Source organism: Bacillus pretiosus (assembly GCF_051294775.1).
In the GTDB taxonomy this organism is placed as follows: Bacteria; Bacillota; Bacilli; order Bacillales; family Bacillaceae_G; genus Bacillus_A; species Bacillus_A wiedmannii.
Genome location: NZ_JBPPHF010000400.1, coordinates 1 through 291 on the forward strand (window position 1 = coordinate 1; position 291 = coordinate 291).

Genomic DNA, 291 nt, shown 5'->3' on the forward strand with positions numbered 1-291 from the left:
ATGTTTTTACGAGGTGTGCATAAGGTTCGCCTACAAGCATAACGATTAGATCTTTTTTATAACCTAGTTTTTCATATAGTGAATAGGCACGTTTGTTTTCTAAATTAACTAGTAATGCGATTTTTTCATGCTCCTTTTCAGTTGCATGGATTTCAGCAGCTTCAATTAATTGAGAACCGATTCCTTTTCCGCCATATGCACTTGAAACTGAAAATGTATCAATGTAATATTCATCAAGTTCAGCTTCTTTTTCTAATGTAAGTGATTCATCTTTATGTAATTCTCTTAAGT

At 32.3% G+C, this 291-nt stretch carries 1 protein-coding gene; it reads right to left on the reverse strand.

Annotated features, from left to right (window positions below; translation table 11 throughout):
- A partial coding sequence (locus ACSG5Z_RS31450) for a GNAT family N-acetyltransferase (RefSeq protein ID WP_435712911.1) occupies window positions 1–291 on the reverse strand: 291 nt, incomplete at both ends.